The 414-nt window shown below is 45.4% G+C and carries 1 tRNA gene; it reads right to left on the bottom strand.

Annotated elements, in window-relative coordinates:
* Nucleotides 1–158 precede the first annotated feature (158 nt).
* Nucleotides 159–245, bottom strand: a tRNA-Leu gene (locus JFC11_RS18890).
* Nucleotides 246–414: the final 169 nt, after the last annotated feature.

Here is a 414-nt window from a genome sequence, read left to right on the forward strand (position 1 = left end):
TAATACGGACACTAGCACCTGAAGCTAGCGCGTCTACCAATTCCGCCACCTGGGCGAATACAAACGTTTTGCTAATACTCTATCAATACTATTTCTAAATAGTACTGCTTGCCGCTGCACCATTTTACACCATGAAAAGGGGATAACATGATATAAAATGGTGCCCAGGAGAGGACTTGAACCTCCACGTCCATACGGACACTAGCACCTGAAGCTAGCGCGTCTACCAATTCCGCCATCTGGGCGAATACAAACGTTTTGCTAATACTCTATCAATACTATTTCTAAATAGTACTGCTTGCCGCTGCACCATTTTACACCATGAAAAGGGGATAACATGATATAAAATGGTGCCCAGAAGAGGACTTGAACCTCCACGTCCATACGGACACTAGCACCTGAAGCTAGCGCGTC

The organism is Vreelandella alkaliphila (assembly GCF_016107625.1).
Lineage (GTDB): Bacteria > Pseudomonadota > Gammaproteobacteria > Pseudomonadales > Halomonadaceae > Vreelandella > Vreelandella alkaliphila.